Origin of the sequence: Paraburkholderia sp. BCC1876 (genome assembly GCF_902833695.1) — a bacterium.
In the GTDB taxonomy this organism is placed as follows: Bacteria; Pseudomonadota; Gammaproteobacteria; order Burkholderiales; family Burkholderiaceae; genus Paraburkholderia.
Map to the genome: position 1 here is coordinate 19,716 of NZ_CADFGI010000015.1, position 13,786 is coordinate 33,501.

The 13,786-nt window shown below is 63.3% G+C and carries 14 protein-coding genes; 9 read left to right on the forward strand and 5 right to left on the reverse strand.

What is annotated here, in order from left to right:
* Positions 1-43: 43 nt before the first annotated feature.
* From HWY05_RS34305 to HWY05_RS34315, 3 genes are all read right to left on the reverse strand, one after another.
* Positions 44-769: a DsbC family protein gene (locus tag HWY05_RS34305; RefSeq protein WP_035562643.1), complete on the reverse strand. Its 726-nt coding sequence runs from the start codon at positions 767-769 to the stop codon at positions 44-46.
* A 121-nt stretch (positions 770-890) separates the two neighbouring features.
* Positions 891-2,063 (reverse strand): UbiH/UbiF family hydroxylase, encoded by a 1,173-nt coding sequence (locus HWY05_RS34310; protein WP_035555023.1) that lies wholly within the window; start codon positions 2,061-2,063, stop codon positions 891-893.
* 87 nt (positions 2,064-2,150) lie between these two features.
* The gene (locus HWY05_RS34315) at positions 2,151-2,513 is read right to left on the reverse strand and encodes a hypothetical protein (protein ID WP_244146775.1); all 363 of its coding nucleotides are present in this window, start codon (positions 2,511-2,513) and stop codon (positions 2,151-2,153) included.
* A gap of 340 nt (positions 2,514-2,853) precedes the next feature.
* On the opposite strand from HWY05_RS34315, the gene ychF reads away from it, so the two are divergent.
* On the forward strand, positions 2,854-3,948 hold the full coding sequence (gene ychF, locus HWY05_RS34320; RefSeq protein ID WP_035555020.1) for a redox-regulated ATPase YchF: 1,095 nt from the start codon (positions 2,854-2,856) through the stop codon (positions 3,946-3,948).
* Positions 3,949-4,064: 116 nt separating this feature from the next.
* Positions 4,065-4,415 carry a nucleotide pyrophosphohydrolase gene (locus tag HWY05_RS34325; protein WP_176061141.1) on the forward strand — a complete coding sequence of 117 codons (351 nt, stop codon included), beginning with the start codon at positions 4,065-4,067 and terminating at the stop codon, positions 4,413-4,415.
* Between the two features lie 16 nt (positions 4,416-4,431).
* On the opposite strand, the gene HWY05_RS34330 is transcribed toward HWY05_RS34325, so the two are convergent.
* A complete protein-coding gene (locus HWY05_RS34330; protein WP_176061142.1) occupies positions 4,432-5,406 on the reverse strand; it encodes a glycerophosphodiester phosphodiesterase family protein in 975 nt (324 codons plus the stop codon).
* A 364-nt stretch (positions 5,407-5,770) separates the two neighbouring features.
* Between HWY05_RS34330 and ugpB the strand changes: the two genes are divergently transcribed.
* From ugpB to ettA, 6 genes are all read left to right on the forward strand, one after another.
* A complete protein-coding gene (gene ugpB / locus HWY05_RS34335; protein ID WP_035555007.1) occupies positions 5,771-7,096 on the forward strand; it encodes a sn-glycerol-3-phosphate ABC transporter substrate-binding protein UgpB in 1,326 nt (441 codons plus the stop codon).
* A 100-nt stretch (positions 7,097-7,196) separates the two neighbouring features.
* The gene (gene ugpA / locus HWY05_RS34340) at positions 7,197-8,081 is read left to right on the forward strand and encodes a sn-glycerol-3-phosphate ABC transporter permease UgpA (protein WP_035555005.1); all 885 of its coding nucleotides are present in this window, start codon (positions 7,197-7,199) and stop codon (positions 8,079-8,081) included.
* Positions 8,078-8,923 (forward strand): sn-glycerol-3-phosphate ABC transporter permease UgpE, encoded by an 846-nt coding sequence (gene ugpE, locus HWY05_RS34345; RefSeq protein WP_035555002.1) that lies wholly within the window; start codon positions 8,078-8,080, stop codon positions 8,921-8,923. The genes ugpA and ugpE overlap by 4 nt, the downstream gene beginning before the upstream one ends.
* Positions 8,924-9,017: 94 nt before the next feature.
* Positions 9,018-10,106: a sn-glycerol-3-phosphate import ATP-binding protein UgpC gene (locus HWY05_RS34350; RefSeq protein ID WP_035554999.1), complete on the forward strand. Its 1,089-nt coding sequence runs from the start codon at positions 9,018-9,020 to the stop codon at positions 10,104-10,106.
* A gap of 71 nt (positions 10,107-10,177) precedes the next feature.
* Entirely contained in the window at positions 10,178-10,480 is a 303-nt protein-coding gene (locus HWY05_RS34355) for a DUF3761 domain-containing protein (protein WP_176061143.1), read from the forward strand.
* A gap of 232 nt (positions 10,481-10,712) precedes the next feature.
* Positions 10,713-12,377 carry an energy-dependent translational throttle protein EttA gene (gene ettA, locus HWY05_RS34360; RefSeq protein WP_035554993.1) on the forward strand — a complete coding sequence of 555 codons (1,665 nt, stop codon included), beginning with the start codon at positions 10,713-10,715 and terminating at the stop codon, positions 12,375-12,377.
* Here the strand turns inward: ettA and HWY05_RS34365 are convergent.
* Positions 12,374-12,574, reverse strand: a complete 201-nt coding sequence (locus tag HWY05_RS34365) for a hypothetical protein (RefSeq protein WP_176061144.1) — start codon at positions 12,572-12,574, stop codon at positions 12,374-12,376. The two genes, ettA and HWY05_RS34365, sit on opposite strands and share 4 nt — an antisense overlap.
* Between HWY05_RS34365 and HWY05_RS34370 the strand changes: the two genes are divergently transcribed.
* A complete protein-coding gene (locus HWY05_RS34370; protein ID WP_176061145.1) occupies positions 12,555-13,679 on the forward strand; it encodes a DUF748 domain-containing protein in 1,125 nt (374 codons plus the stop codon). The two genes, HWY05_RS34365 and HWY05_RS34370, sit on opposite strands and share 20 nt — an antisense overlap.
* Positions 13,680-13,786 lie beyond the last annotated feature (107 nt).

Here is a 13,786-nt window from a genome sequence, read left to right on the forward strand (position 1 = left end):
CTGCGCCTCCTTGCTTCTCTATATGGTCCGAACTGTGTGCGACTCAATGCACCGCGGACATTTCCTTGTCGAGCCGGTCGGCCGGCACGGCGCCGGGCAGACGGCGGCCGTCGGCGAGGAACACGGTCGGCGTACCGTCCACGTTCATGGCGTGGCCGAGCGCGAGGTTCTTGTCGATCGCGGCGGTGTCGCAGGTGCCGGCGGCGGTGGGCGCCTGATGGTCCTGCATCCACGATTCCCAGGCCTTGGCGCGATCCGTCGAGCACCAGATGGACTTCGACTTGGCGGTCGAATCCGGCGACAGCACCGGGTACAGGAACGTGTACACGGTCACGTTATCGATTGATTTGAGCGTGGTTTCGAGCTGCTTGCAGTACGGGCAGTTCGGATCGGAGAACACCGCGATCTTGCGCGAGCCGTTGCCCTTCACGACCTTCACCGCGTTCGCGAACGGCAGGCTCGCGAAATCGATGCGGTTGGTTTCCGACAGACGCGCTTCCGTCAGATTCTTGCGGGTCTTCGCGTCGACCATGTCGCCGAGCAACAGGTAGTCGCCGTTCGCGTCGCTATAGACGATCTGCGTGCCGAGGTTGATCTCGTAGATGCCGGCGATCGGCGACTTCGTCACGCTCTTGATCGTCACGTCGGCCAGACGCGTTTGCAGCGTGGCTTTGAGTTTGTCGGTGGTCTGATCGGCCTGGGCGGAGCAGCCCAGCGTGATCGCGGCGATGGCAAGCGCGGCGGCCGCCACGCGGAAGGTCTTTTTCATGCTGAATTCCTGGTTCATTCGCGCGGTGTACGCGTTTTGCGACGGTTCCGGTCTGACCGGAACGGCGCCCATCCGTTCATGATACCCGTCTCGCCAGCCGCGGCGTGCCGGGTGGGATGCTTTAACCCAGCGCGGCCGACACCAGCCAGCGCTTGATAAACGGTTGCGCGCCGACGAACGCCATGCCGGTATTACGCAGCACCTTGGCGAACGGGCCGGGCGCGGAAAAGAGTTTTTGCAGGCCGTCGGTGGCGATCATCAGCGCGCGAATGTCTTCGCGGCGAGCGCGTTCGTAGCGGCGCAACAGCACCATGTCGCCGAGGTCGCGGAACGATTCCTTGCCGGCGACGGTATCGGCGAGCGCCGCGACGTCGCGCAAGCCGAGGTTCATGCCTTGGCCCGCCAGCGGATGAATCAGATGCGCGGCGTCGCCGACCAGCGCGACGCGCGGCGCGACCAGCCGGTCGACCGTTTGCAGCGCGAGCGGGAAGCCTTGCGCGGGCGTCACGCATTCGAGCGCGCCGAACTGGCCGCCCGTCACGCGTTCCACTTCGGCAGCGAGTTGCGCCGGATCGAGCGCGACCAGCTTTTCAGCGTGTTCGGTGCGCGCCGACCAGACCAGCGACACATGGCCGTCCGGCATGGGCAGCAGCGCGACGATCTCGCCGTCCTTGAACCATTGGTAAGCGGTTTCGCTGTGCGGCTTTTCGGCCTTGAAGTTCGCGACGACGCCGGTCTGCCTGTAGTCGCGGCGGTCCATCTTCGAGTTGATCTGCGCGCGCACCCACGAATGCGCGCCGTCCGCACCGACCACCAGATCGGCTTCGAGCACATTGCCGTTGGCGAGGCCGACGCTGGCGCCGTCGACAGTAAAGTCCAGCGCCTGCGCACGCGTGTCGATCCAGGTGAGATTCGGCTGGAAACGCAGCGCCGCATCCAGTGCGCGTTCGATCACCGACGACTCGACGATCCACGCCAGTTGCGGCACCGACGCCTGGAATGCGGAGAAATGCAGTTCGGCGTGCGCGTCGCCATAAACGCGCATGTCGTAGACCGGCCCGAGGCGGGCCAGATCGAGCGCCTGCCAGACCCGCAAACGCTCGAGCAGCGCCTGCGAACTCGACGACAACGCGTAGACGCGCGAGTCGAATACGGCGCCGGCCGGCAGCGCCGCGCAGGGCTGCGCGAGCAGCGCCACGCGCAGTCCGCCTTGCGTCAGCGCCAATGCCGCGGTCTTGCCGACGAGCCCGCCGCCGATCACGGCGACATCAAAGGTCTGGTGGTGTGCGTTCATGCGCGCATTATAGCCGCGGGGGTTGCGGGGGACGGATCGAGGCGCGCGGCATATTGGCCCGGAACAAGGTCTCCGCCGATTAATGCGCTAATGCCCTTGCGCGGCGTGTGCCGCATGGGATTCACGCAACAGCATGAAGTCGCGGTCGGACGACAGCACCCGCCACGCGTTCGACACCAGCTCGCGCTTATGGTCACGCTGGTCGCCGCGCACCATGCAGTCCGGGAACACCCGGTCATAGACGCGCCACAGCGAGTCGAAGTCGTTGGTGTCGGCAAACCCGGCGATACGGCGCTTATCGTCGAGGGTGAGCGCGCTCGTCATGCAGTTGACCGTTTGACGGTCGGTTGCGGCCTGCGCCTCATCATAATTAGGCAACAGCCACACGACGACACCCGCCGCCAGCGCAATGCCCGCGCCCCATCTCAGCCCTGTTGTTATTTTCATCATGCTCTCTCGGAAAGGGCTCTAGCGGCCCCGGACGGTCATCTTACAATGTTCCGACGAATGGACTTCGCGGGGTTTCCACGGGTTGGCGGCTGTTTCCGTGCAGTTCCCGGCGTTTCCCGGCGCGCCTGGTTTGCCCCGCCCCTCTTAGGAAGCCGATCCGAACGGGTTACAATTGCGCTTTCCGTGACGAGACTCGCCCGGGACCGTCGAGGCCCTGCCCGACCCGGTGTCTTGTCCCGCTCCGCTGCGGTCCGCCGCCACGCCAAACGCGAAGGCTTTTCGAGTCCTGCACCCAGCGTCGAGCGCATCACGCAACTTACTGAATCACTGAAGGATTTCCATGAGCCTCAAATGCGGCATCGTCGGCCTGCCTAACGTCGGCAAGTCCACCCTGTTCAACGCACTGACCAAGGCGGGCATCGCCGCCGAAAACTACCCGTTCTGCACGATCGAACCGAACGTCGGCATTGTCGAAGTGCCGGACGCGCGTTTGAAGGCGCTCGCTGAAATCGTCAAGCCGGAGCGCATCCTGCCGGCGGTGGTGGAATTCGTCGACATCGCCGGTCTGGTGGCCGGTGCAAGCAAGGGCGAAGGCCTCGGCAACCAGTTTCTCGCGAACATCCGCGAAACCGACGCGATCACGCACGTGGTGCGCTGCTTCGAAGACGACAACGTGATTCACGTCGCGAACAAGGTCGACCCGCTGTCGGACATCGAAGTGATCAACACCGAACTGGCGCTGGCCGACCTCGCCACCGTCGAAAAAGCGCTGTCGCGCTATTCGAAGGCGGCCAAGTCGGGTAACGACAAGGAAGCGATCAAGAACGCCGCGGTGCTCGAAAAGGTCCGCGCGCAGCTCGACCAGGCCAAGCCGGTCCGCGCGCTCGATCTCTCGGACGAAGAAAAAGCCACCATCAAACCGTTCTGCCTGATCACCGCGAAGCCGACCATGTACGTGGCGAACGTGAAGGACGACGGTTTCGAGAACAACCCGCATCTGGACGCGGTCACGAAGTTCGCGGCAGCGGAAAACGCGCCGGTCGTGGCAGTGTGCGCGGCGATCGAAGCGGAAATCGCCGATCTCGACGAAGCCGACATGACCGTGTTCCTCGCCGACATGGGCATGGAAGAACCGGGCCTGAACCGCGTGGCCCGCGCGGCGTTCAAGCTGCTGGGTCTGCAAACGTATTTCACGGCCGGCGTGAAAGAAGTGCGCGCCTGGACGATTCATATCGGCGACACCGCACCGCAGGCAGCGGGCGCGATCCATACGGACTTCGAGCGCGGCTTCATTCGTGCGCAGACCATCGCGTTCAATGACTTCATCAGCTATAAGGGTGAGCAAGGCGCGAAAGAAGCCGGCAAGATGCGTGCTGAAGGCAAGGAATACGTCGTGCATGATGGCGACGTGATGAACTTCCTGTTCAACGTTTAAGGTTCGGCACGGCAGGCAGATCCATCGCGATCTCACCACCCCGCTAAAGCCCGCGCAAGCCCATCAAAGCCCGTTAATAACGGGCTTTTTCTTTTTCAGCAACGGAGAGTCCAACCATGACCACCAGCGATCTGCTCGAACGGGTGCTTGCGTTCCGCGAGGCCCGCGACTGGAAGCAGTTTCACACGCTACGCAACCTGATCGTGTCGACCAGCATCGAAGCCGGCGAGTTGCTGGAAACGATCCAGTGGAAGACCGATTCCGAAGTGGATGCGTTGTTGCTCGATCCTAAGCGCAAAAAGCATCTGGAGCATGAATGCGCGGACGTGTTCATTTACCTGATGCTGGTCGCTCACACGGCGGGCTTCGATCTGGTCGACGCCGCCATGGAGAAAGTGGCGTTGAATGAAGAGCGTTATCCGGTAGAGAAATCTAAAGGGACGGCGACGAAGTATTCCGAGCTCTGACTATGAGCCCGGGTGCCTACTGCCCGCCCGCCGCGACCGCCCGTTCGCACCGCAGCGGCAGCACGGCCCCTTCCTTGAGCGGCACCATTTTCGAAGGCGAATCCGCCAGCACTGCATCGATCCCGAGACACGCGGCCGTCCGATAATCATCCGCGCTGTTCACCGCAATCGCGACGATTTGCACGTCGGCCTTTTGCCGGGAACACGCGACGGTTGCCGGCGTCCACAACGTAGCCTGCACGTCCGACCGCCCCTCTCCCAGCGTGAACTTCTCCACCACCGTCAATGCGCGATGCAGTTCGAACGCGCTCATGGCATGTTCGGCCGGCGCGTCTACGCAGCCTTGATTCAACAGTACGCGCACCAGGCGTCCACGCGTGGCATCGCGCGATTCGAATAGTTTTGCGCGCGGATACGCCGCGAAAGTCTGTTGATAATCCGCTTCGGTCGAGTAGATCGACACTCGCGACCACGCCTGCTCCTCATCGAGCACATGTGCCACCGCTTGCGTCTGCGCGCCGGCAGGCAATGCCTTCATGTCGAGGATCACCGGCATGGTTCGCGGCACGGCGCGCAGCGCTTCACGCAGCGTCGGAATGCCGACAGGACGATCGCGATACGGATACGCGTCGCCCTGACGGAAGCTCCACCCGGCGTTCACGCGCGCGAGTTCAGCCACGGTGTAAGCCGACACCGGGCCCTTCGCGTCCGTCAGCGCCGACAGATCCGCCGGCCGATACAGAACCGGCACCCCCTCTTTGCTCAACTGCACCGACAGCCACATCACGTCGGCGCGATGCTCGACCGACAGACGGATCGCCTCCAGCGTATTTTCCGGCGCGTCGCCGGTGCCGCCTCGGTGCGCGATGATTTTTGGCAGCGTCGTAAAGGGCTTCGCGCCGCTCCCAGAAGTCCCCGGCGCAAACGAGCAACCCGCCAATACGAGACCCAGTATCGAACCACCCACCACCCGCCGCACCCAATCAAGCATCTGGAATCCTGATTAAAAGTCACATGACGCATGCGTGCCGCCCATCGCGTAAAGCACGCTCCCGTTTCTCCATCCATCATGCCAACCCATCGGCCGCCAGGTCCAGCGAGCGTGCCTTCACGTTGACCTCACGCAAAACGTTATCCAGACGCCCATGTTTCCGTTTCGTGACAGCCGATGTTAAATTGCCGCTGTCGGCGCCCGCCCAAAGCGCGCCACGCCGCCCGGCCATCGACGCCGGACTGTCATCGAACACAACTAGAATCGCGCGATTCGCAATCGCGCCCGATCCGATCCGCAAGGATCTTGCATGGGACCCGAGTAAGCGCTAGAGCGCCAACTCGGGTCGACAGGAGACACATCGATGAGTTTCAAGCCGCTGTTCCGTACGCTTTCCGTAGCCGCCGTGTTGAGCGTCGGCGTCAGCCAGGCGGCCCAGGCCGCGACTGAAATCCAGTTCTGGCACGGCATGGAAGCCGCGTTGGGCGAACGTCTGAACGATATCGCCAACGCCTTCAACGCGTCGCAAAGCGACTACAAGATCGTGCCGGTGTTCAAAGGCTCCTACGACCAGACGCTCGCCGCCGGTATCGCCGCGTATCGCGCCGGCAACGCGCCCGCGATCCTGCAGGTCTACGAAGTCGGCACCGCCACGATGATGCAGGCCAAGAAGGCCGTGATCCCGGTCTCGGACGTGTTCAAGCAGGCCGGCGTGCCGCTCGACGTGAAGGCCTTCGTGCCGACCATCGCCAGCTATTACAGCGACGCGAAGACCGGCGAGCTGATCTCGATGCCGTTCAACAGCTCGACGCCGGTGCTGTACTACAACAAGGACGCCTTCAAGAAAGCCGGCCTCGATCCGAACCAGCCGCCGAAAACCTGGGCCGAACTGCAAACCGACGCGCAGAAGCTGAAAGCGTCGGGCATGGCGTGCGGTTACTCGTCGGGCTGGCAGAGCTGGATTCAGCTCGAGAACTACAGCGCGTGGCACGGCGTGCCGTTCGCGTCGAAGAACAACGGCTTCGACGGCGCGGATGCGCAGCTCGAATTCAACAAGCCGCTGCAGGTCGCGCACATCCAGTTCCTGCAGAACATGCAGAAGGAAGGCACCTTCACCTATGTCGGCCGCAAGGACGAACCGGTGTCGAAGTTCTATAGCGGCGACTGCGGGATCATCACGAATTCGTCGGGGTCGCTCGCCACCATCAAAAAGTACGCGAAGTTCAATTTCGGCACCGGCATGATGCCGTACGACGCGAGCGTGAAGGGCGCGCCGCAGAATGCGATCATCGGCGGAGCGAGCCTGTGGGTGTTGTCGGGCAAGGATCCGGCAACGTACAAGGGCGTGGCGAAGTTCCTCGCGTACCTGTCGTCGGCGCCGGTTGCCGCGAAGTGGCACCAGGATACCGGCTACCTGCCGGTGACCACCGCCGCGTATCAGTTGACGCAGCAACAAGGCTTCTACGAGAAGAACCCGGGCAGCGACACCGCGATCAAGCAGATGCTCAACAAGCCGCCGCTGCCGTACACGAAGGGCCTGCGCCTGGGCAACATGCCGCAGATCCGCACCGTGATCGACGAAGAACTCGAACAGGTCTGGGCGGACAAGAAGACGCCGCAACAGGCGCTCGACTCGTCCGTCTCGCGTGGCGATGACCTGCTGCGCCGCTTCGAGAAAGCCGGCAACTAAGTGAGCAACGGGTTCGCGCGCGCTACGTAGCGCGCGCGAGCCGGGTTCCGGTACGACCGCGCCGGAACTCGCAGTCACTGCGGAACCTTGGGAAGATTCGATGGAAAAGCGCTCCAGCTTCGGCACCAGCCTGCTGCCCTACCTGCTCGTCGCACCGCAACTCGCGATCACGCTGCTGTTCTTTTTGTGGCCGGCCGGCGAGGCGCTGTGGCAGTCCACGCAGAGTCAGGACGCGTTCGGCACGTCGAGCGAATTCGTCGGGCTCGCGAACTTCAAGCAACTATTCGCCGATCCGCTCTATCTGTCGTCGTTCTATACGACGCTGATTTTTTGCGCACTCGTCACCGTGTCGGGGCTGGTGATCTCGCTGCTGCTGGCGGTCTGCGCGGATCGCGTGGTGCGCGGCGCGAAGGTCTACCGAACACTGCTGATCTGGCCGTATGCGGTCGCGCCCGCGATCGCCGCCGTGCTGTGGTCGTTCCTGTTCAATCCGAGCATCGGCCTCGTCACTTACGCGCTCGCTAAATACGGCATTGTCTGGAATCACGCGTTGAACGCGGGCCAGGCGATGTTCCTGGTCGTGCTGGCCTCCGTCTGGCAGCAGGTCAGCTATAACTTCCTGTTCTTCTACGCCGGCTTGCAGGCGATTCCGCGTTCGCTGATCGAAGCGGCGGCGATCGACGGCGCCGGTCCGGTGCGACGCTTCTTCGGCATTGCGTTGCCGCTGCTGTCGCCGACCAGCTTCTTCCTGCTGGTGATCAACATCACCTATGCGTTCTTCGACACCTTCCCGGTGATCGACGCGGCCACTGGCGGCGGCCCCGCGCAAGCCACCCGCACGCTGATCTACAAGATCTTCGCCGAAGGCTTCCAGGGACTCGACATCGGCAGTTCCGGCGCGCAATCGGTGATCCTGATGGTGATCGTCGTCGCGCTGACGGTCGTGCAATTCCGCTTTATCGAACGCAAGGTTCAATACTCATGATCGAGAACCGCCGCGGTTTCGACCTCTTCTGCCATGCGGTGCTGCTTGTGGGCGTCGTGCTGGTGGTGTTTCCGGTGTACGTCGCGTTCTGCGCGGCGACCATGAGCGAACACGAAGTGTTCAGCGTGCCGCTCTCGCTGGTGCCGAGCACCCATCTGTTCGAGAACATCGCGACCGTCTGGTCGCAGGGCAGCGGCAACGCCGCTGCGCCGTTCGGCCGCATGCTGCTGAACAGCCTCGTGATGGCGCTGGCAATTGCGATCGGCAAGATCTCCGTGTCAATGATCTCCGCGTACGCGATCGTGTTCTTCCGCTTTCCGTTCCGCAATCTCGCGTTCTGGCTGATCTTCATCACGCTGATGCTGCCGGTCGAAGTGCGGATCTTCCCGACCGTGCAGGTCGTCACGTCCATGCATCTGGGCAACACGTATAGCGGCTTGACGCTGCCGCTGATCGCGTCGGCCACCGCGACGTTCCTGTTCCGCCAGTTCTTCATGACGCTGCCGGACGAGTTGATGGAAGCGGCGCGCATCGACGGTGCGGGCGCCATGCGTTTCTTCTGGGACGTGGTATTGCCGCTGTCGAAGACGAACATGGCGGCGCTCTTCGTGATCACCTTCATTTACGGCTGGAATCAGTATCTGTGGCCGATCCTGATCTCCAGCCAGCAATCGCTGACTACTGCGGTGGTCGGCATCAAGAGCATGATCGCGTCCGGCGACACCGCGACCGAATGGCATCTCGTGATGACCGCGACGCTGCTCGCGATCCTGCCGCCGCTCGCGGTCGTGCTGACGATGCAGCGCTGGTTCGTGCGTGGGCTCGTGGATACGGAGAAGTGAGCCGCACGACTGCCGGCATGGCGATCGGCAACACCAGCACAACACCGAGACAACGCCGCGCGCTGCGCGGCAAGCAACGAAAGGTTAAAACGGCATGGCTGCACTGACTCTGCAAGGCGTTAAAAAAACCTACGACGGCAAACAGTTCGTGCTGCACGGCATCGACGTCGACGTCGCCGACGGCGAATTCGTCGTGATGGTCGGCCCGTCCGGCTGCGGCAAATCCACCTTGCTGCGGATGGTCGCGGGACTGGAAGGCATCTCCGAGGGCAGCATTTCGATCGCCGGCAAGGTCGTCAACAAGTTGGAGCCGAAAGACCGCAACATCGCGATGGTGTTCCAGAACTACGCGCTGTACCCGCATATGAGCGTGGCCGAAAACATGGGCTACGCGCTGAAGATCGCGGGCGTCGAGCGGGCGCAGATCGCGAAGCGCGTGCAGGCCGCCGCGCAGATTCTCGAACTTGAACCCTTGCTGCAACGCAAGCCGCGCGAACTGTCGGGCGGCCAGCGTCAACGGGTGGCGATGGGCCGCGCGATCGTGCGCGAACCTGCCGTGTTTCTGTTCGACGAACCGTTGTCGAATCTCGACGCCCGTTTGCGCGTGCAGATGCGGCTCGAAATCCAGCGTCTGCATGCGCGCCTCGCCACCACCAGCCTGTACGTGACGCACGATCAGATCGAAGCGATGACGCTGGCGCAACGCGTGATCGTGATGAACAAGGGCCACGCCGAGCAGATCGGCGCGCCGACCGAAGTCTACGAGCGGCCGGCCACGGTGTTCGTCGCGAGCTTTATCGGTTCGCCGGGGATGAATCTGCTGGACGGCCGGATCTCGGACGACGGTTCGAGTTTCGAAGTGGCCGGCAACGGCCCGAAGCTGCCGCTGACGGACGTGCCGTCGATCGGCCGCGAAGTCGCGGCGGGACGTGAATGGACGCTGGGCATCCGGCCGGAGCACATGACGCCGGGCGCCGCGAATGCCGCGCACGCCACGCTCACGGTCGACTCCTGCGAACTGCTCGGCGCGGACAATCTCGCGCACGGCCGTTGGGGCAAGCACGACGTGACGGTGCGCTTGCCGCATACGCATCGGCCCGGGGCGGGCGAAGCGCTGCAAGTGGCGCTACCCGCGCAGCACCTGCACTTCTTCGATCCGGCGACGGGACGGCGCGCGAACTGAGCGAGCTTCGGTTTGCCGCAAGCACGGTCGCGCACTCAGGCGCGACCGGCATAACAACGACTTGAGAGACCATGCAAGGCACCGCCTTCAATCAGATCCTTCGCCGTGGCGCGGCCGTCGCCACGGCGCTGCTGCTCAGTATGTCGTCCGCGTTCGCGTATGTGCCGCCCGGCACAACGCCGGACGAAGCGAACCTCAGCAACCACAACACCTACACGAATCGCGACGGCAACACCGTCCACGCGCCGGCTCGCTCACTGTCCGGCAAGGCGCCCGAAGGCGCGAGCGCACGTTGCCGCGACGGCACTTACAGTTTCAGCCGGCATCGCAGCGGTACCTGTTCGCGGCACGGCGGCGTGGCCGACTGGCTCTGAGCGTCCGAAGCGCCCCTAGCCTAACGGACAGCCCCTGCCGTCCCGCCCATCCGCCGAAGTACAATGCCACCTGAAGAACCCGCCCGTGCGCGGGGCGTCGCGCGTTGACATCGCGCTCGATGCCGCGCCGGCCGGTGCCGGGCGCTCTGCCCGGCCACAACACCGATTACCCATCCACCCCACGACCGCCCGCCCCACCGCGGCCGGCGTCGTCAACGTCAATTGCGAACAAATGGCCCAATACGTCTTTACCATGAACCGGGTCGGCAAGATCGTGCCGCCCAAGCGTCAAATCCTGAAGGACATCTCGCTGTCGTTTTTCCCCGGTGCGAAGATCGGCCTGCTCGGCCTGAACGGCTCGGGCAAGTCGACGCTGATCCGCATCATGGCCGGTGTGGATAAGGACATCGAGGGCGAAGCCACGCCCATGCCGAACCTGAACATCGGCTATCTGCCGCAGGAACCGCAACTGGACCCGAACAAGACGGTGCGTGAAGCCGTCGAGGAAGGCCTCGGCGACGTGTTCAACGCGCAGAAGAAGCTCGACGAAATCTACGCGGCCTACGCGGAAGAAGACGCCGACTTCGACGCGCTCGCCGCCGAACAGGCCAAGTACGAAGCGATCCTCGCTACCTCGGACGGCAACGCCGAACAGCAGATCGAAATCGCCGCCGACGCGCTGCGCCTGCCGGCGTGGGACGCCAAAATCGAGCATCTGTCGGGCGGTGAAAAGCGCCGCGTCGCGCTGTGCAAGCTGCTGCTCGAAAAGCCGGACATGCTGCTGCTCGACGAACCGACCAACCACCTGGATGCGGAATCGGTCGACTGGCTCGAACAGTTCCTGACCCGCTTCCCGGGCACCGTCGTCGCCGTCACCCACGACCGCTACTTCCTGGATAACGCCGCCGAGTGGATTCTCGAACTCGACCGCGGCCACGGCATTCCGTGGAAGGGCAACTACAGCAGCTGGCTCGACCAGAAGGAAGAGCGCCTGAAGCAGGAAGAGTCGTCGGAATCGGCGCGTCAGAAGGCGATCAAGAAGGAACTGGAGTGGGTCCGTCAGAACCCGAAGGGCCGTCAGGCCAAGTCGAAGGCGCGTATCGCCCGCTTCGAGGAACTGAACAGCCAGGACTACCAGAAGCGCAATGAAACCTCGGAAATCTTCATCCCGGTCGGCGATCGCCTCGGCAATGAAGTGATCGAGTTCAAGGGTGTCAGCAAGTCGTACGGCGATCGTCTGCTGCTCGATAACGTCAGCTTCAAGATTCCGGCGGGCGCGATTGTCGGCATCATCGGCCCGAACGGCGCCGGTAAGTCGACGTTGTTCCGCATGCTGACCGGCCGCGAACAGCCGGATTCGGGCGAGATCGTGCAAGGCCCGACCGTCAAGCTGGCGTACGTGGACCAGAGCCGCGACGCGCTGGACGGCTCGAAGACCGTGTTCGACGAAATCGCCGGCGGTGCGGACGTGCTGACGGTGGGCAAGTACGAAACGCCGTCGCGTGCGTATATCGGCCGCTTCAACTTCAAGGGCGGCGACCAGCAGAAGCTGGTCGGCAACCTGTCGGGCGGTGAGCGCGGTCGTCTGCATCTGGCCAAGACGCTGATCGCGGGCGGCAACGTGCTGCTGCTGGACGAGCCGTCGAACGATCTGGACGTCGAAACGCTGCGCGCGCTGGAAGACGCGTTGCTCGAGTTCGCGGGCTCGGTGATGGTGATCTCGCACGATCGCTGGTTCCTCGACCGGATCGCGACGCACATCCTCGCGTTCGAAGGCGATTCGCAAATCACGTTCTTCGACGGTAACTACCAGGAATACGAAGCGGACAAGCGCGCGCGTCTCGGCGAAGAAGCCGCTCGACCGAGGCGTCTGCGTTACAAGCCGATCGCACGCTAAGGCGTTGGGTTGGCGGGCGGTTCGTCGAGCAGATGGACCGCCCGGTTGATCTTGTTGTTTTGTCGAATACGAGGCCGCAAGGCACACGCATTGCGTGCCACGATCAGCGCGAGGCCAACGCGCTCAAAAGCCGGCCATAGCCACACCGCGCCGCGCGGTGACGAGGAGGCAATTAGCATGGCGATGTCGAAGGGCAAGCGCTGGATCGTTGCCGTGGGCGGTGTGCTGCTGGTGCTGATCGTCGTCGCGATCGGCGCGTTGCAATTCGCGCAGCGCGAAGTGAAGGCGCGAGTGATTGCGGCGCTCGGCCCTTCAGGTAGCGCCGACAGTATCGACGTCGGCCTCACCTCGGTTCATCTCACCAACGTCGTTCTCAAGGCACCGCCCGGCTGGCCCGCTGGCGACCCGCTCCGAGCGGACGAAATCACGCTCACACCGGACATTCGCGATCTGATCGCGCGGCGCATGCATTTGCGCAGCGTGGTCGTGCGCGGTTTCGACATCGCTGTGCTGCGCGCGAAAGACGGCACGATCGATCTGCTGCCGAATTTGCGGCAATCGGTGAACCAGGCGGACAATCAGGCCAGCGGTGCGGCAGCGCCTGCGACACCGCGCGAGAAGTTGGTCGATCACATCAGTTTCGAACAGGGCAACTTCCACTTCTACGACATGACGGTCGGCCCGCCGGCCTTCAAAGTGACGGTCAGCAACGCCAACGCAACCGTCGATCATTTGCATCTACCCGCGCTCACCGAGCCGACCAACTTGAACCTCACCGGTTCGATTAAAGGGCCGGCGCATACCGGCACGGTGTCGTTCAACGGCTGGATCAAGATCGCCAGCAAGGATTCGCAAACCACCAGCATGCTACGCGGCGTCGATGTCACCATGCTCGATCCGTACCTGCTGAAAAAGGCCGGCGCGAAAGCACAGGTCACGGGCGGCACGGTCGATCTGACAGTCGACTCGACCGTGCGCAACTATCAGTTGCATGCGCCGGGCACAGTGACGGTCCACAACCTGCAACTCGCCGACAGCGGCGATCCGCTCGACACCTTCATGTCGATTCCGACCAAGGCCGCCATTGCCGCGCTCAAATCGCACAACGGCGACATCACCCTGCATTTCGTATTGGACGGAAATTTGCGCGATCCGAAGTTCTCGGTGCGGGAAGGCATCGTCAAGCGGATCGGCGCGGACTTTGCGAAGACGCTGGGGGTGAGCGTCGAGGGCGTGGCGAAAGGTGCCGGGGAAACGGTGAAAGGCTTGGGGAATGCGCTGAAGAGTCTGCTGGGGCAGTAACAGCGAGCGGTGTAGAGCGGAGGCGAGACGGCTTACTTGGGCTTAGCTGGGCTGACTTGGGCTTACCTCGAAACCAACACGCCCACTCCGCTTTAAAAAGAAACCAC